This is a genomic window from Mycolicibacterium pulveris, assembly GCF_010725725.1.
Lineage (GTDB): Bacteria > Actinomycetota > Actinomycetes > Mycobacteriales > Mycobacteriaceae > Mycobacterium > Mycobacterium pulveris.
Map to the genome: position 1 here is coordinate 3,297,329 of NZ_AP022599.1, position 16,263 is coordinate 3,313,591.

Consider the following 16,263-nt stretch of genomic DNA (forward strand, 5'->3'; position numbering starts at 1 on the left):
CTTGCGCCGAGACCGACGCCAAGGCTGGTTTTCCGGCGCCCCGACGACCATTGCGTCGGTTTCGCGAAGAGTAGGCGTCAGGCGGCGGCAGACTTGCGCTTCTTGCGCTTGACGCCGACGCTGCCCCACAGCGAGAAGCCGCGGATGCGCACACACGGCGCGCCGGGGGAGCCGTCGCCGCTGACGCTGTGGTCGAAGCTGCCCATCACCCCGACACCGCGCAGGTCGACATTGACCTCCGGCGGTACCAGGATCGTCTGCCCGCCGAAGATCGAATACGAGTTGATCTCCACCTCCGGCGAGGTGAAGTCGGCGTACCGCAAATCCACGACGCCGCCGCCGAAGATGGCAACGGTCGTCATCCGCTTGGGCACGTTCCACCGGCCGCGGCGCTCGAAGCCGCTCAGGATCGCCAGCAGCAGCGTCGAAGGGGCGGGCCGGCAGGGGCCGCCGGTGCGGCCGCGGCTGAAGGCGCCGGGTAGGTCGGCGGACAGCCGGTCGAGTTCCTCGTACGTCTGGGCGGCGTATGCCCTGGTCAGCCGGTCTTCGTATTCGCTCAGCTGCAGCCGGCCCTGCGCGGCGGCGTCCGTCAGTAGCTGTGCTACCTGAATCCGATCGGTGTCAGCAGCACGCATCGAACCGTTCCGCGACGCTGGGGTACTCATCGGATACGAGCCTACGACGAACGCTGGCACATGCAAGGCCGTTGTCCAAACTGTGCCCTCAGCGTTCTTGGCGAAGCCTGTAGATGTGCGAAGTTTATGACTTCTGCGCCAGGTAATCGGCGAAGCTGACGGAGCCGACCGCGTTGTCGGGCACCAGGTTGGCACCCGAGCGGTACCCGCCGACGATGCGGCCCGGCACCGGTAACGCCACCGCTTTGCGACGGCTGCCGCGCGCCGCGAGATACATCCGAGCCAGCTCCAGATGGGTGTGCACGGCGGGACCGCCGATGTCCGGCGCGTGCCCGAGCGGCTCGGCGTCGGCCAACTCGACGAGCCGGGCCGCGACGTCGTGGGTATCGATCGGCTGGAACCGCACCCCGCGCAGGGCGCACAGCACGGGCGAGAACCGCTGGGCCGCGAAGATGGCGTGGATCAGGTCGTGAAACTGCGTGGCCCGCAGCACCGTGTGGCCGATATCCGACGTCTCCAGCAACTGCTCGACCCGCAGCTTCGTGCGGTAGTACGGCAACGGGATGCGGTCGATGCCGACGATCGACACGTGCACGATGTGGCCGACACCGGCCCGGCGCGCCGCCTCGATGAGGTTGGCCATCGAGGTGACGTCCTTGTCGCCGGCGAACTGCGTCGCGCAGTTCACCACCACGTCGACCCCGTCCAGCGCCGCGGCCAGGCCAGTGCCGGCGAGCAGGTCACCGCGCGCCCAGTGCACACCGGTGTAGCCCATCCGGTTCTTTCGGCTCAGCGCCCGGACCCGGTGACCGGCGTCGACGGCTTCCGGGACCACACAGTGCCCCAGCGTGCCGGTGGCGCCGGTGACGAGGACGCTGCGGCCCATCAGTCCGCCCAGCGCGGTGGCCGTTTCTGCAGAAACGCCGTCATGCCTTCGCGGGCCTCCTCGGAGACGAACAGCTCGGCGGATTGCTTGGTCAGTTCTTCGGCGTGGCGGTCGAAGGTCTCCAGTATGCGCGCCGTGGTCAAGGCCTTGGAAGCCGCGAGCCCCTGCGGCGAACCCTTGCCGATCGCCGTGGCCAGCTCGGCCACGCTGGCCTCGACGTCGTCGGCGGCGACGGTGACCAGCCCGATCTCGGCGGCCAGTCGGGCACCGAACTTCTCGCCCGTCAAGAAGTAGCGGCCGGCCGACCTCGGGGTCATCTTCGGCAGCAGCGTCAGCGAGATGATCGACGGCGCGACACCGATGCGCGCCTCGGTCAGCGCGAACGTGCTCGCCGGCCCGGCTACCGCGATGTCACAGGCGCCGACCAGGCCCAGCCCGCCCGCGCGCACGTGCCCGTCGACCGCCGCGATGACCGGCATCGGCAACTCGAGGATGCGGCGCAGCAGCCGGGTCATCTCGCGAGCGCGGTCGACGGCGACATCGCTGGGATCCCGGCCCGCTGCCTCGCCGAGATCAGCTCCCGCGCAGAAGGTTCCGCCGGTATGGTCGAGGACGACGACGCGCGCTGACGGTTCGGCTTCCGCGTCGGTGAAGCCCTGGTGCAGCTGGTCGACCAGCTCGGTGGACAGCGCGTTGCGGTTTGCCGGCGAGTCCAGCGTGAGCCGGGCGACCCGGCCGTCGACGCGGTAGCGAACGAGGGTGCCCATCAATACGACCTCGGCAGGCCCAGCGAGGTCTGCGCCACGAAGTTCAGCACCATCTCCCGGCTGACCGGGGCGATACGCGCCAGCTTTGACGACGTCACCGCCGCGGCGATCCCGTACTCCTTGGTCAGCCCGTTGCCGCCCAGCGATTGCACGGCCTGATCGACCGCACGCACCGACGCCTCGCCGGCGGCGTACTTGGCCATGTTGGCGGCTTCGGCGGCCCCGGCGTCGTCGCCGATGTCGTACAGTGCGGCGGCCTTCTGCATCATCAGTTTCGCCAACTCGATCTCGATATGGTTCTGCGCCAACGGATGTGACAACCCCTGGTGCGCGCCGATCGGCGTGTTCCACACCTTGCGGGTCTTGACGTAGTCGACGGCCTTACCGATCGCGAAGCGGCCCATGCCGACCGCGCTGGCCGCGCCCATGATCCGCTCGGGGTTCAGCCCCGCGAACAGCTGCGCGATCGCCGCGTCCTCGGAGCCGACCAGCGCATCGGCGGGCAGCCGCACCTCGTCGAGGAACACCTGGAACTGACTCTCGGGGCTGACCAGCTCCATCTCGATCTTGGTCCAGCTCAACCCCTTTGCATCGGTCGGCACGATGAACAACGCGGGCTTGAGGTTGCCGGTCTTGTGATCCTCGGTGCGGCCCACGATCAGCACCGCCTGGGACTGGTCGATGCCCGAGATGAACACCTTCTGGCCCGACAAAATCCAGTCCGAGCCGTCCCGACGGGCCGTGGTGGTGATGCGGTGGCTGTTCGATCCGGCATCGGGTTCGGTGATCGCGAAGGCCATCGTGATCGAGCCGTCGGCGATGCCGGGCAGCCATCGCTTCTTCTGGTCCTCGGTGCCGAACTTGGAGATGATCGTGCCGTTGATCGCGGGGGACACCACCATCATCAGCAGCGCCGAACCGGCGGCGGCCATCTCCTCCATCACCAGCGACAATTCGTACATGCCTGCGCCGCCGCCACCGTACTCGGCGGGCAGGTTGACGCCGATGAAGCCGAGTTTGCCTGCCTCCTGCCACAATTCGGTGGTGTGCTGACCGGTGCGGGCCTTCTCCAGGTAGTAGTCCTGGCCGTAGTTGGCGGCCATCGCGGCGACGGCCTTGCGTAGCTCCTGTTGTTCTTCGGTCTCGATGAAGCTGCTCATCGGGGCTCTCCTTCTTCGGAATCGACGGGGGCGAGGACCCGAGCCATCACCAAGCCGACGTCGACCTGCTGACCGGGTTCGACGTTGAGTTCGGCGAGGATGCCATCGGTCGGGGCGGCAACGGTGTGCTCCATTTTCATCGCTTCCAGCCACACCAGCGGCTGTCCGGCGCTCACCCGGTCGCCGACCGCGGCGCCTACGCGCAGCACCGAACCCGGCATGGGGGCCAGCAGCGAGCCGTGGGCGACGGCGGCGTCCGAGTCCGGAAAGCGCGACAGCGCACCGAGTTGCACCGGTCCCAGTGGCGAGTCGACGAACACGTCGTCGCGGTAGCGGGCGACGTCGAACGGGCGGTCCACGCCGTCCACGCGCAGCACCACACGCTCCGGCGCGTGCGACACCAGTCCCACCCCGGCCACGTCGGGCAGTTCCACCCCGGCGCGGGTGAACCGGTAACGCACCTCGTGCTCACCGCCTGAGGCGTCGGCGTAGCGTTTGGTCTGGAAACCGGATGGCAGGTTGCGCCAGCCGCTGGGTGCGGCGGCGAACACCGTTGCGCTCGCGCGGTTTTGGGCAGCCTCGGCGAACGCGGCGGCGACGGCGCTCAACGTGACGGCACGTTCGTCGCTCAACGGCGCCGACAATGCAGCCAGGTCGTGGGTGTCGAAGAACGCCGTGTCGGTGTTGCCGTCGAGGAACGCCGGATGTCGCAGCACGTTGACCAGCAGGTCGCGGTTGGTGCGCACGCCGTGGATGCGGGCGCGGGTCAACGCGTCGGCGAGCACCCCCGCGGCCTGGCGGCGGGTCGGCGCGTGCGAGGCAACCTTGGCCAGCATCGGGTCGTAGTAGATGGAAACCGTTGAGTCATCGATGATCCCGGAGTCCACGCGCACGTTCCCGGGCACCTCGAACCGGTGCACCGTGCCGGCCTGGGGCTGCCAGTCTTTGGCCGGGTCCTCGGCATAGACGCGGGCCTCGATGGAGTACCCGTGGCAGGACGGCGGGTCGGCATCCAGGCGGCCCCCGTCGGCGACGCGCAGTTGCAACTCGACGAGGTCGAGGCCCGTGGTGAGCTCGGTGACCGGGTGCTCGACCTGCAGCCGGGTGTTCATCTCGAGGAAGAAGAACTCGCCCGACCCGTCGGCCATGAATTCGACGGTGCCCGCCCCGGCGTAGTCGATCGCCTGTGCGGCCAGCCGTGCGGCCTCGAACAGTTTGGCGCGCATCCCGGGTGTGCGCTCGACGAGCGGCGACGGTGCCTCTTCGATGATCTTCTGGTGGCGGCGCTGAATCGAGCACTCGCGTTCCCCGACCGCCCACATCGTGCCGTGGAGGTCGGCGAGCACCTGGACTTCGACGTGGTGGCCGGTGGTCAGGTACCGCTCGCAGAACACCGTCGGATCGCCGAAGGCGGACTGCGCTTCCCGCCGGGCCGCCTCGACCTGGCCGGGCAGCTCGGCCAGCTCACGCACCACCCGCATGCCCCGGCCACCGCCGCCCGCCGACGCCTTGATCAGCACCGGCAGGTCTTCGGCTGTCACGGCGTCGGGATCCAACTCCTCGAGCACAGGCACGCCCGCGGCCGCCATCAGCTTCTTCGCCTCGATCTTGGAGCCCATGGCGGCCACCGCGGTGGCAGGCGGTCCGATCCAAGTCAGGCCCGCATCCTGGACTGTAATCGCGAAATCGGCGTTCTCCGAGAGGAATCCGTAGCCCGGGTGGATCGCGTCAGCACCCGCGGCCCGCGCGGCGGCGATCAGTTGGGCGGCATCGAGGTATCCGCGGGTGCCCTCCAGCCGAACCCGGGCGTCGGCCTCGGCCACATGCGCGGACCCGGCGTCGGGGTCGGTGTACACGGCGACGGTGCCGATGCCCAGACGGCGGCACGTGGCGAACACCCGCCGCGCGATCTCCCCGCGGTTGGCGACCAGCACCCGGTTGATCATTCCCGGCCTCCCTCGGTGATTTCGGTGCACTTTGTCACGCTCACCGTGACCAAATACGCCGAAATCGCAGTCATCTTCACATCCGGAAGACGCCGAAGTTCGACGTCCCCTTGATCGGGCCATTGGCGATGGCGGACAGACACATTCCCAGCACGGTGCGGGTGTCGCGTGGATCGATCACCCCGTCGTCATAGAGGCGGCCGCTCAGGAACATCGGCAGCGACTCGGCCTCGATCTGAGCCTCCACGGCCGCGCGCAGGGCGGCGTCGGCGTCCTCGTCGAATTCCTGGCCGCGGGCTTCGGCGGCGGCGCGGCTGACGATGGAAAGCACCCCGGCCAACTGCGTTCCGCCCATCACCGCGGACTTCGCGCTGGGCCATGCGAACAGGAACCGCGGATCGTAGGCGCGCCCGCACATGCCGTAGTGACCCGCGCCGTAGGAGGCGCCGATCAGCAGGGAGATGTGCGGGACGGTGGAGTTGGAGACGGCGTTGATCATCATCGACCCGTGCTTGATCATCCCGCCTTCCTCGTACGCCTTGCCGACCATGTATCCGGTAGTGTTGTGCAGGAACAACAATGGCGTGTCGGCGCGGTTGGCCAGCTGGATGAACTGGGTGGCCTTCTGGGACTCCTCGGAGAACAGCACGCCGCGATGGTTGGCCAGGATGCCGATCGGATAGCCGTGCAACGTCGCCCATCCGGTCACCAGCGAGGAGCCGTAGAGCCCCTTGAACTCGTCGAACTCGGAACCGTCGACGATGCGGGCGATCACCTCGCGCGGGTCGAACGGCACCCGCAGGTCAGAGGGCACGATGCCGAGGAGTTCCTCGGCGTCGTACAGCGGCTCGGCGACCGGCCGCGGGGTGGGGCCGTGCTTGCGCCAGTTCAGCCGCGCCACGATGCGGCGCCCGATCCGGATCGCGTCGGGCTCGTCGACGGCGAAGTAGTCGGCCAGACCCGATGTGCGGGCGTGCATTTCAGCGCCACCCAGTGATTCGTCGTCGGACTCCTCACCGGTGGCCATCTTGACAAGGGGCGGCCCGGCCAGAAATACCTTGGAGCGTTCCTTGATCATCACCACGTGGTCGGACATCCCGGGAATGTAGGCGCCCCCCGCGGTGGAGTTGCCGAAGACCAGCGCGATCGTCGGGACGCCGGCCGCCGAGAGCCGGGTGAGGTCGCGGAACATCTGCCCGCCGGGAATGAAGATCTCCTTCTGCGTGGGCAGATCGGCACCGCCGGACTCCACCAGCGAGATCAGGGGCAGCCGGTTCTCCAGGGCAATCTGATTGGCCCGCAACACCTTCTTCAACGTCCACGGGTTGCTCGTGCCACCCTTGACGGTCGGGTCGTTGGCCACCAGCATGCACTCGACGCCCTCGACCGCGCCGATCCCGGTCACCACGCTGGCGCCGACCGTGAAGTCGCTGCCGTAGGCGGCCAGCGGGCTCAGCTCCAGAAACGGGGAGTCCGGGTCGACGAGCAGTTCGATGCGCTCGCGGGCGGTCAGCTTGCCGCGGTCGTGGTGGCGCGCGACGTACTTCTCGCCGCCGCCGGCCAGCGCCTTGGCGTGCTCGGTGTCCAGCTCGGCCAGTTTGGCGGTCATCACCGCGGCCGCCTCATTGTATGCGGGGGAGCTCGGGTCCAGGGTGGAGCGCAGCGCGGTCACGATTGGAATCCCAACGTCTTGGCGGCCAGCGCGGTGAGGATCTCGGTGGTCCCGCCGCCGATGCCCAGGATCCGCATGTCGCGGTATTGCCGTTCGACTTCGGACTCGGTCATGTAGCCCATCCCGCCGAACATCTGCACCGCCTGGTTGGCGACCCATTCGCCGGCCTCCACGGCGGTGTTCTTGGCGAAGCACACCTCGGCGATCAGATTCGTGTCACCCGCGAGCTGCCGCTCGACCACGTGGTGCGTGTACACCCGCGCCACGTCGATGCGACGGGCCATCTCCGCCAACGTGTTCTGCACCTGTTGGCGCGAGATCAGCGGCCTGCCGAAGGTCTCCCTGTCCCGGCACCACGAAACGGTCAGGTCGAGGCACCGCTGAGCGCTGGCATAGGCCTGCGCGGCCAGCCCGACGCGTTCGGCGACGAACGCTCCGGCGATCTGGACGAACCCGGAGTTCTCGGCACCGATCAGGTTGGCGGCCGGCACCCGGACGTCGGTGTAGGACAGCTCGGCGGTGTCGGAAGATCGCCAGCCCATCTTGTCGAGCTTGCGGCTGACCGCGAAGCCAGGCGCCTGCTTGTCGACCACGATCAGCGAAATCCCCGCTGCGCCAGGACCTCCCGTGCGCACCGCCGTGACGACGTAATCGGCTCTCACGCCGGAGGTGATGTAGGTCTTGGCGCCGTTGATGATGTAGTACGGCCCGTCGCCGTCGGACACCAGCTCAGCGCGGGTGGTCAGATGCCCGACGTCGGAGCCGCCGCCCGGTTCGGTGATCGCGAGGCTGCCGATCAGCTCGCCGCGCAGCGTGGGCCGCACGTACGTGTCGATCAGCCGCCGGTCGCCGGAGGCGATCATGTGCGGCACCGAGATACCGCAGGTGAACAGCGACGCGAACACACCGCCGGGGCAGCCCGCCTGGTGCATCTCCTCGCAGATGATCACCGCATCGGCGCCGTCGCCGCCGCCCCCGCCGACCGACTCGGGAAATCCCGCGCCAAGCAGCCCGGCCTCACCGGCCTTGCGATGCAGGTCCCGGGGCAACTCGCCACTGCGCTCCCACTCGTCCACATGCGGCAGGATCTCGCGTTCGGCGAACGCGCGCACCGATTTTCGTAGTTGTTCGCGTTCGGGGGTGTGCCAGATGCTCAAGCCAACAGCTCCTCGGGTATCTCTGCCGACAACTCGACAGGTATGTCAACGGTCCGGCTGCGCAGCCACTCGCCGAGCGCCTTGGCCTGCGGGTCGAACCGGGCGTGATAGGCCACCCCCTCGCCGAGGATGCCGTCGATAACGAAATTGACCGCCCGCAGGTTGGGCAGCACATGTCGGGTCACGGGCAAATCCGCTGTCTCCGGGAGCAGTTCGCGCAGCTTGTCCACGGTCAGCGCGTGCACCAGCCAGCGCCACTGCGGATCGGTGCGCACCCACACGCCCACGTTCGCGCTGCCGCCCTTGTCGCCGCTTCGAGCGCCGGCGATCGAGCCGAGCGGCACCCGTCGGGTCTCGCCGAACGGCAGCGGCTCGGGCAACGCGAACGGCGGGACCGGCGCGAGCTCCAAGGTCTGTGTGGCGGGTGCGATGTCGACGCGGGAGCCGTCGGCGTGCACCGCCACGTGTGGCACGTCGCCGGCCGCGACGAACGCCGGCCTGAACACCCCGTAGACCTGACCGTCACCCGGCGGGCTGGTGGCGTGGAAGCCCGGATAGCTGGACAACGCCAGTTCTACGGCGGCAGAGGAGAACTTGCGTCCGACGTTGGCCGGATCCGGATCGCGCACCACGCACCGCAGCAGCGCGCTGGCGGTTTCTTCGGTGTCGGCATCCTCATGGTCGGTGCGGGCCAGGGTCCACTCCATCTGGGCGGGTTTGGCCGTCATGCTGGTCTCCAGTTGCCTGCGCACCAGCTCGGCCTTGGCCTCGATGTCCAAGCCCGTCAGCACCAACGTCATCTCGTTGCGGAACCCGCCGATGCTGTTGAGCGACACCTTCAGTGTCGGCGGCGGCGGCTCGCCGCGCACCCCGCCGATGCGCACCCGGTCGGCGCCGTCGGAGGACAGCTCGACGGTGTCGACCCGCAGCGTCGCATCCGGATTGGCATAGCGCGCACCGGTGATCTCGTAGAGCAGTTGCGCTGTGACGGTGTCGACGGTGACCGCGCCTCCGGTGCCGGGGTGCTTGGTGATGACCGACGACCCGTCGGGGTGGATCTCGGCCAGCGGAAACCCGGGACGGATCAAGGCGGTGAGGTCCGGAAAGTCCCGCGCGAAGAACGCGTAGTTGCCCCCGGTGGCCTGCGCGCCGCACTCGATGACGTGGCCTGCGGCGATCGCGCCGGCCAGCCGGTCGTAGTCGGTGCGCTGCCATCCGTGGTGCGCGGCGGCGGGCCCGACGATCACCGACGCGTCGGTCACCCGGCCGGTGACGACGACGTCGGCGCCGGCGTTCAGGCATTCGACGATGCCCCACGCGCCGAGATAGGCGTTGGCCGCCAACACCGAGCCGAAACCGAGCTCGTCGGCCCTGGGCAGCAGGTCGTCGCCCTCGACGTGGGCGACGTTCACCGTCAACCCCAGCCGTTGGGCCAGCGCTCGCACCGCGTCCGCGAGGCCCGCGGGGTTCAGCCCGCCCGCGTTGGCGACGATGCGCACGCCGCGGTCCAGCGCGAGGCCCAGGCATTCCTCGAGCTGCTTGAGGAACGTCTTGGCATAGCCGCGGTCGGGAGCCTTCGCGCGGTCGCGGGCCAGGATCAACATGGTCAGCTCGGCCAGGTAATCGCCGGTGAGGTAGTCCAGATCGCCGCCGGTGAGCATCTCGTGCATCGCCGACAGCCGATCGCCGTAGAACCCCGAACAGTTGCCGATGCGGACCGGACCAGTCACCAGGCCTCCCATCGCGTCACCGGCGTGCCGTGCCGACCAACCGGTAGGTTAGCGATTACCAGCGGTATCGCGTCAAGGCAATCCGTAATTTTGGAGGCTACGCAGCGCGGAGGCTATCCTGAAGGGCAATTGTCGGCGCTGGACGCTTCCCGCGGCGCAAGTTGAATTTCCGGCTCGACCGGTGACCCCCTCACGAGGAGACTTCGATCATGGCTGTGCCCAAGCGCAGAGTGTCGCGCGCGAACACCCGTAGCCGTCGCGCCCAGTGGAAGGCCAAGCGCCCCGAGCTGGTCAGCGTCACCGTCTCGGGCCGCGAGCACAAGGTGCCACGGCGGCTGCTTAAGGCTGCCCGCCTCGGCCTGATCGACCTCGACCGCCGCTAGTTGGTCCGGCACGCCTCTCAGGTCACTCTCAGATAGGGAGATGACACTGTGGCTGTGCGCATATTAGTCGTCGACGACGATCGCGCGGTGCGCGAATCCCTGCGCCGCTCGCTCTCGTTCAACGGATACTCCGTCGAGCTCGCCCAGGACGGTGTCGAAGCTCTCGACGTGATCGCCAGCGACCGGCCCGACGCCCTGGTGCTGGACGTGATGATGCCGCGGCTGGACGGCCTGGAGGTGTGCCGTCGGCTGCGCAGCACCGGCGACGATCTGCCGATCCTGGTGTTGACCGCGCGCGACTCGGTTTCGGAGCGGGTGGCCGGACTGGACGCCGGAGCCGACGACTACCTGCCCAAGCCGTTCGCCCTCGAGGAGCTACTGGCCCGCATGCGAGCGCTGCTGCGCCGCACCTCCTCCGACGACGGCGAAGAGTCGCCCGCGATGACCTTCTCGGACCTGTCGCTGGACCCCGCCACCCGTGAGGTCACCCGCGGCCAGCGCCGGATCAGCCTGACGCGCACCGAGTTCGCGCTGCTCGAGATGTTCATCGCCAACCCGCGCCGCGTGCTGACCCGCAGCCGCATCCTCGAGGAAGTGTGGGGCTTCGACTTCCCGACGTCCGGCAACGCACTGGAGGTGTATGTCGGATATCTCCGCCGAAAGACTGAGGCCGAAGGAGAGCCGCGACTGATCCACACCGTTCGAGGCGTGGGTTACGTGCTGCGCGAGACCCCGCCCTGATGACCGGCCCGAGCTACGGATTTCGGCCACAGCCCGACCCCTCGCTGGCGGTGCCGACCACCAAGTCCGTGTCCCTGCGCTGGCGGGTGATGCTGCTCGCGATGTCGATGGTCGCGATGGTCGTGGTGTTGATGGCGGTCGCGGTATGGGCGGTGGTGTCGCGGGCCCTCTACGACGACGTGGACAACCAGTTGCGCAGCCGGGCCCAGCTGCTGATCGAAAGCGGGTCGCTGCAGGTCGACCCGAGCAAGGCGATCGAGGGCACGGCCTATTCCGACGTCAACGCGATGCTGGTGATCCCGGGCCGGGCGATCTACACGGCGAACCAGCAAGGCGAGACGCTACCGATGGGCGAGCCGGAGAAGGCGGTGCTGCGGGGTGATCTGATCATGTCGCTGCGGACCGCCAACCACCAGCGGGTGCTGGCGATGCGGCTGTCCAACGACAGCTCGCTGCTGATCTCCAAGAGCATGGCCCCGACGACGCAGGTGCTCAAACGGTTGGGCACCGTGTTGTCGATCGTGGGTGGTATCGGGGTGGCGGTGGCCGCCATGGCAGGCGGCGCGGTCGCCCGTGCCGGCCTGCGCCCGGTGGCACGGCTGACCGAGGCCGCCGAACGGGTGGCCCGCACCGACGACCTACGGCCTATCCCCGTCGTGGGCAGCGACGAACTCGCAAGGCTCACAGAGGCTTTCAATATGATGCTGCGGGCGCTCGCGGAGTCGCGGGAACGACAGGCCCGATTGGTCACCGACGCCGGCCACGAACTGCGCACCCCGTTGACGTCGCTGCGCACCAACGTGGAGCTGCTGATGGCGTCGATGGCCCCCGGTGCGCCGCGGCTGCCGGACGAAGAGATGGCCGGTCTGCGTGCCGACGTGATCGCTCAGATCCAGGAATTGTCCACGCTGGTCGGCGATCTGGTCGATCTCACCCGCGACGACGCCGGCGTGATCATTCACGAACCAGTCGACATGACCGAGGTCATCGACCGTTCACTCGAGCGGGTTCGGCGCCGCCGCAACGATATCGAGTTCGACGTGCAGGTCATGCCGTGGCAGGTCTACGGGGACGGTGCCGGGCTGGGCCGCGCGGTGCTCAACCTGTTGGACAACGCCGCGAAATGGAGCCCTCCGGGCGGGCGGGTCGTCATCCGGTTGACCCAGATCGACCCGTTGCACGCCGAGCTGGTGGTGTCCGACGAGGGCCCGGGAATACCGCCGCAGGAACGGCAATTGGTGTTCGAGCGGTTCTTCCGGTCCGCGTCGGCGCGGGCGATGCCGGGCTCCGGTCTGGGATTGGCGATCGTCAAGCAGATCGTGGTCAAACACGGCGGCACGCTGTGGGTGGAGGACGCGGTGCCCGGCGGACAACCTCCCGGCACCGCCATGCACGTGGTGTTGCCGGGACGACCGATGCCTGCCGACGACGCCGACACCGACACGCCGCGCTGACGTCGGCGTGGACCGGGCCGACGTCGCCGATGATTAATGGGCGCATTACTGGGCAAACACAACTCAGAGCATGTCCCGAAAATTCTCTAAGTGGATTCTCAGCCCACTTGGGCACATTCGGCGTTGCTCGACCGTTGACCTTGATGAGCACGCACGCCGCCGTAACAGAAAGAAGAGCACCACAGCGTCATGACAAACCATCCGAGGTATTCGTCGCCGCCACCACCGTCGGGTCGTCGGCCCGGCGGCCAGCAGAACGCGGGACCCGGTTACCCCGGTGCTCAGCGGCCCGGCCCCTACCAGCAGCCCTACGACTGGCGCTACGCGACACAGCAGCAACAGCAGCAGTCGGCGGCGTTTCGTGCGCCGTATGACCCGTACCGACCGATGGCCGGCGGGCCGTCCGGGCTGCCTCCTCAAAAGCGTTCGCGGACAGGGGTATTGACGCTGGGCGCGATCGCGGTGGCGATGGTCTCCGCGGGCATCGGCGGCGGCGTAGCGGTGCTGGCACAGCCCGATCTGCCCGCGGCGACGTCGACGCTCAACGGGGCGGCGCCGACGGTGCCTGCCGCCAGCCTGCCCGCCGGTTCCGTCGAACAGGTCGCGGCCAAGGTGGTGCCCAGCGTGGTCAAACTCGAGGTCAATCTCGGCCGTCAATCCGAGGAAGGCTCCGGCATCATTCTCTCGTCGGACGGGCTGATCTTGACCAACAACCACGTCATCTCGGCCGCGGGCCCGGCGCCCCGCGGTGGCCCGGCCAATGCCGAGACCAAAGTGACGTTCTCCGATGGCCACACCACTTCGTTCAGCGTCGTCGGCACCGATCCGAGCAGCGACATCGCGGTAGTGCGCGCGGAGGGCGTGTCCGGTCTGACGCCCATCACGATCGGATCATCGGCGGATCTGCGGGTCGGCCAGGACGTGGTGGCGATCGGCTCACCGCTCGGCCTCGAGGGCACGGTGACGACCGGCATCATCAGCGCGCTGAACCGGCCCGTCGCGGCCGGCGGTGACGCCCGCAACCAGAACACCGTCCTCGATGCGATCCAGACCGACGCCGCGATCAACCCGGGCAACTCCGGTGGTGCGCTGGTCAACATGAACGGCGAACTGGTCGGGGTGAACTCGGCGATCGCCACGCTCGGTGGCGACGCGGGTCCGCAGGCCTCCAGCGGGTCGATCGGGCTCGGGTTCGCGATCCCGGTGGACCAGGCCAAGCGCATCGCCGACGAGTTGATCAAGAACGGCTCGGCCTCCCATGCCTCGCTGGGTGTTCAGGTCACCAGCGACGCGTCCATCGACGGCGCGCGGATCGTGGAGGTCACCCGCGATGGCGCAGCCGCCGCGGCCGGGCTGCCGAGCGGGGTCGTGGTGACCAAGGTCGACGGCCGGGTCATCAACAGCGCCGACGCGCTGGTGGCCGCGGTCCGGTCGAAGGCCCCCGGTGATCAGGTGACGCTGACGTATCTGGACAACTCAGGTAAACCGCAGACCGTGCAGGTCACGCTCGGCAAGGCGCAGCAGTGACGGCCACAACGAGGACCGGGTCACGTGGAACCACATTGACAGTGGCCGCGCCGGCGTCGCTGCCCGCATATACGGTTGCACTCATGGAACAACCAGGCGAGTTGGTGGGCCGGGCACTGGTCGTCGTCGTCGACGACCGCACCGCACACGGCGACGAAGAGGACCACAGCGGTCCGCTGGTGACCGAGTTGCTCGGCGAGGCCGGGTTCGTGGTCGACGGCGTGGTCGTGGTGTCCGCCGACGAAGTCGAGATCCGCAACGCGTTGAACACCGCGGTGATCGGGGGAGTCGACCTGGTGGTGTCGGTCGGTGGCACCGGGGTCACCCCGCGCGACGTCACGCCCGAAGCGACGCGGGAGATCCTCGACCGCGAACTTCTCGGCATCGCCGAAGCGTTGCGCGCGTCGGGGTTGTCCGCGGGCATCGTCGAAGCCGGAGTGTCCCGCGGGCTCGCCGGAGTCTCGGGCAGCACGCTGGTGGTCAACATCGCGGGGTCGCGGGCGGCGGTGCGCGACGGTATGGCGACGTTGGGCCCGTTGGCGACCCAGATCATCGGCCAGCTCTCCAGCCTGGAAATTTGACGTACGAGTCAGCCGCTTGCTGATCCATTGTGATCTTCATCACACCAAAGGGGCCCGCGATGGGAGACGTGCCCAAGCGTTCGCGCGAGGAGATCGACAAGATCTTCGGTGATCCATTGCCGGCCAAAGAAACTGACGAGGACGACATTTCCCGTCGCGGCCAGGACGTCGCACACGAGCGATGGTTGCGAGACAACGTGCCGCCTCACCACGAGTGATCAGCGATCCGAGAACCGACTTGCCGGGCCGCGCCTGATGGTCGTGGCCGCCCAGGTGGTCACCCGAAGGGGGTATGACGGGTCGCTTCGTGCGGCCCCTATGCTGGGCATGCGTTCCAGTAGCGATCCGGGCGCGCGCAGGTTGGGTAAATGTGGAGGTCAGTAACGATTCGCGGGCTGCGGGCGATCACTCGTTGCCGGGGTAATTGACCGACCGTTATGTTCCTCCTGTCGAAGGATGAGCAAGACGTAAGTACCGCGTATGGGGTTTCTCATTCGCATCACATGGGGCTGCTGAGTCGTGTGTGGTGTAGCGGTACGGCCAGGCACGACGGGACAACGCACGCTGGGCCAGCCGGGCTTGGCGTCGACATAGCTAGGGAGATCATGAAGGCAATCAGTCGGGTGCTGATCGCGTTGGTTGCGGCCGTCGCGTCTCTGTTCGTGAGTACGGGCACCTCTCACGCGGGCCTGGATAATGAGCTGAGCCTGGTTGATGGTCAGGATCGCACGTTGACGATCCAGCAGTGGGATACCTTCCTCAACGGTGTGTTTCCGTTGGACCGCAACCGGCTTACCCGCGAGTGGTTTCATACCGGTCGAGCGGAGTACATCGTGACCGGCCCCAACGCCAACAAATTCGAGGGCACGTTGGAGCTGGGTTATCAGATCGGCTTTCCGTGGTCGTTAGGCGTGGGCATCAACTTCAGCTACACCACCCCGAACGTGTTGTTCGACCAGGCACCGCTGGTGCTGGGTCCGCTCGACGCCCTCGGCTTCGGCTTCCTGACCACCCCGAACCTGTTTCCCGGCGCGTCGATCAGCGCGGATCTGGGCAATGGTCCGGGTATTCAGGAGGTCGCGACGTTCTCGGTGGACGTCAAGGGTCCTGAGGGCGGTGTGGCGGTGTCGAATGCTCATGGCACGGTGACCGGTGCTGCCGGTGGTGTGTTGTTGCGTCCGTTTGCCCGGTTGATCTCCTCGGCCGGTGACAGCGTCACCACGTATGGCGAGCCCTGGAACATGAACTGACGATGAACTGACGCAGGCGAAGATTCTCCCAGGCAACGGCCCCCGGAAACCCCGGGGGCCGTTTTCGTCGGTTTCGTCAAAATGTCGCCGAGATTGCCGCACGGTGAATAAAAGTAGGGGAGCTAAGTGGTCTTGATCACAAGGGGCGCCGACGCATGCGGGTCTGCAAAAATTTCGTTTGCGCGGGCGACTGCCCGTTGACGTCGGGGCCGAGTGCTTGTCACGTGCGGTTCTGGGCTGAGTGATCGCGAAATCGCAACCACAGATTTGTCATCGCGGTCAGCGACACGTCGAGATCGCGACCCGCGCAAGGGAAGGCGAGCAAGCCTCGTTCGCGTTGCCGGTTCACCATCCGACCGTTATGTTCCTCCTGT

General features: G+C 67.8%; 15 protein-coding genes. 7 read left to right on the forward strand and 8 right to left on the reverse strand.

All coding sequences use genetic code 11. The features are described from left to right. Positions 1-77 precede the first annotated feature (77 nt). The 8 genes from G6N28_RS16045 to G6N28_RS16080 all read right to left on the reverse strand — a co-directional run bounded on the left by G6N28_RS16045 (position 78) and on the right by G6N28_RS16080 (position 9,953). Complete coding sequence (locus tag G6N28_RS16045; RefSeq protein WP_163901890.1) at positions 78-665, reverse strand: DUF1707 SHOCT-like domain-containing protein; 588 nt, start codon at positions 663-665, stop codon at positions 78-80. Positions 666-759: 94 nt separating this feature from the next. Beyond that, the gene (locus G6N28_RS16050; protein ID WP_163901892.1) at positions 760-1,521 is read right to left on the reverse strand and encodes an SDR family oxidoreductase; all 762 of its coding nucleotides are present in this window, start codon (positions 1,519-1,521) and stop codon (positions 760-762) included. After that, on the reverse strand, positions 1,521-2,288 hold the full coding sequence (locus G6N28_RS16055) for an enoyl-CoA hydratase family protein (protein WP_163901894.1): 768 nt from the start codon (positions 2,286-2,288) through the stop codon (positions 1,521-1,523). Before G6N28_RS16055 ends, G6N28_RS16050 begins: the two co-directional genes overlap by 1 nt. Next, positions 2,288-3,448 (reverse strand): acyl-CoA dehydrogenase family protein, encoded by a 1,161-nt coding sequence (locus G6N28_RS16060; RefSeq protein ID WP_163901896.1) that lies wholly within the window; start codon positions 3,446-3,448, stop codon positions 2,288-2,290. Before G6N28_RS16060 ends, G6N28_RS16055 begins: the two co-directional genes overlap by 1 nt. Beyond that, complete coding sequence (locus G6N28_RS16065) at positions 3,445-5,394, reverse strand: ATP-binding protein (protein WP_163901898.1); 1,950 nt, start codon at positions 5,392-5,394, stop codon at positions 3,445-3,447. Before G6N28_RS16065 ends, G6N28_RS16060 begins: the two co-directional genes overlap by 4 nt. A 76-nt stretch (positions 5,395-5,470) precedes the next feature. Beyond that, the gene (locus tag G6N28_RS16070; protein ID WP_163901900.1) at positions 5,471-7,066 is read right to left on the reverse strand and encodes an acyl-CoA carboxylase subunit beta; all 1,596 of its coding nucleotides are present in this window, start codon (positions 7,064-7,066) and stop codon (positions 5,471-5,473) included. Further along, entirely contained in the window at positions 7,063-8,223 is a 1,161-nt protein-coding gene (locus G6N28_RS16075; protein WP_163901902.1) for an acyl-CoA dehydrogenase family protein, read from the reverse strand. Before G6N28_RS16075 ends, G6N28_RS16070 begins: the two co-directional genes overlap by 4 nt. Then, on the reverse strand, positions 8,220-9,953 hold the full coding sequence (locus tag G6N28_RS16080) for an acyclic terpene utilization AtuA family protein (RefSeq protein ID WP_163901904.1): 1,734 nt from the start codon (positions 9,951-9,953) through the stop codon (positions 8,220-8,222). The genes G6N28_RS16075 and G6N28_RS16080 overlap by 4 nt, the downstream gene beginning before the upstream one ends. Positions 9,954-10,162: 209 nt before the next feature. Between G6N28_RS16080 and rpmF the strand changes: the two genes are divergently transcribed. The 7 genes from rpmF (at position 10,163) to G6N28_RS16110 (ending at position 15,889) form a co-directional block, all read left to right on the forward strand. Continuing rightward, on the forward strand, positions 10,163-10,336 hold the full coding sequence (gene rpmF, locus G6N28_RS16085) for a 50S ribosomal protein L32 (protein WP_046749894.1): 174 nt from the start codon (positions 10,163-10,165) through the stop codon (positions 10,334-10,336). A gap of 54 nt (positions 10,337-10,390) precedes the next feature. Beyond that, positions 10,391-11,077 carry a response regulator transcription factor gene (locus G6N28_RS16090; RefSeq protein WP_163901906.1) on the forward strand — a complete coding sequence of 229 codons (687 nt, stop codon included), beginning with the start codon at positions 10,391-10,393 and terminating at the stop codon, positions 11,075-11,077. Then, the gene (locus G6N28_RS16095; RefSeq protein WP_163901908.1) at positions 11,077-12,531 is read left to right on the forward strand and encodes a HAMP domain-containing sensor histidine kinase; all 1,455 of its coding nucleotides are present in this window, start codon (positions 11,077-11,079) and stop codon (positions 12,529-12,531) included. The genes G6N28_RS16090 and G6N28_RS16095 overlap by 1 nt, the downstream gene beginning before the upstream one ends. A 189-nt stretch (positions 12,532-12,720) precedes the next feature. Further along, positions 12,721-14,058, forward strand: coding sequence for a S1C family serine protease (locus G6N28_RS16100; RefSeq protein ID WP_163901910.1), 1,338 nt, complete (start codon positions 12,721-12,723; stop codon positions 14,056-14,058). A gap of 35 nt (positions 14,059-14,093) precedes the next feature. Then, entirely contained in the window at positions 14,094-14,639 is a 546-nt protein-coding gene (locus G6N28_RS16105) for a MogA/MoaB family molybdenum cofactor biosynthesis protein (RefSeq protein ID WP_407664970.1), read from the forward strand. Positions 14,640-14,698: 59 nt separating this feature from the next. Beyond that, positions 14,699-14,857 carry a hypothetical protein gene (locus G6N28_RS26755; RefSeq protein ID WP_170307900.1) on the forward strand — a complete coding sequence of 53 codons (159 nt, stop codon included), beginning with the start codon at positions 14,699-14,701 and terminating at the stop codon, positions 14,855-14,857. A gap of 387 nt (positions 14,858-15,244) precedes the next feature. Continuing rightward, positions 15,245-15,889 carry a porin MspA gene (locus G6N28_RS16110; RefSeq protein ID WP_163901914.1) on the forward strand — a complete coding sequence of 215 codons (645 nt, stop codon included), beginning with the start codon at positions 15,245-15,247 and terminating at the stop codon, positions 15,887-15,889. Positions 15,890-16,263 lie beyond the last annotated feature (374 nt).

What these genes read in the sequence shown, in the direction of transcription:
- G6N28_RS16045 (WP_163901890.1), bottom strand. Translation starts at nt 665, where the DNA reads ATGAGTACCCCAGCGTCGCGGAACGGTTCGATGCGTGCTGCTGACACC.
- G6N28_RS16050 (WP_163901892.1), bottom strand. Translation starts at nt 1,521, where the DNA reads ATGGGCCGCAGCGTCCTCGTCACCGGCGCCACCGGCACGCTGGGGCAC.
- G6N28_RS16055 (WP_163901894.1), bottom strand. Translation starts at nt 2,288, where the DNA reads ATGGGCACCCTCGTTCGCTACCGCGTCGACGGCCGGGTCGCCCGGCTC.
- G6N28_RS16060 (WP_163901896.1), bottom strand. Translation starts at nt 3,448, where the DNA reads ATGAGCAGCTTCATCGAGACCGAAGAACAACAGGAGCTACGCAAGGCC.
- G6N28_RS16065 (WP_163901898.1), bottom strand. Translation starts at nt 5,394, where the DNA reads ATGATCAACCGGGTGCTGGTCGCCAACCGCGGGGAGATCGCGCGGCGG.
- rpmF (WP_046749894.1), top strand. Translation starts at nt 10,163, where the DNA reads ATGGCTGTGCCCAAGCGCAGAGTGTCGCGCGCGAACACCCGTAGCCGT.
- G6N28_RS16095 (WP_163901908.1), top strand. Translation starts at nt 11,077, where the DNA reads ATGACCGGCCCGAGCTACGGATTTCGGCCACAGCCCGACCCCTCGCTG.
- G6N28_RS16100 (WP_163901910.1), top strand. Translation starts at nt 12,721, where the DNA reads ATGACAAACCATCCGAGGTATTCGTCGCCGCCACCACCGTCGGGTCGT.
- G6N28_RS26755 (WP_170307900.1), top strand. Translation starts at nt 14,699, where the DNA reads ATGGGAGACGTGCCCAAGCGTTCGCGCGAGGAGATCGACAAGATCTTC.
- G6N28_RS16110 (WP_163901914.1), top strand. Translation starts at nt 15,245, where the DNA reads ATGAAGGCAATCAGTCGGGTGCTGATCGCGTTGGTTGCGGCCGTCGCG.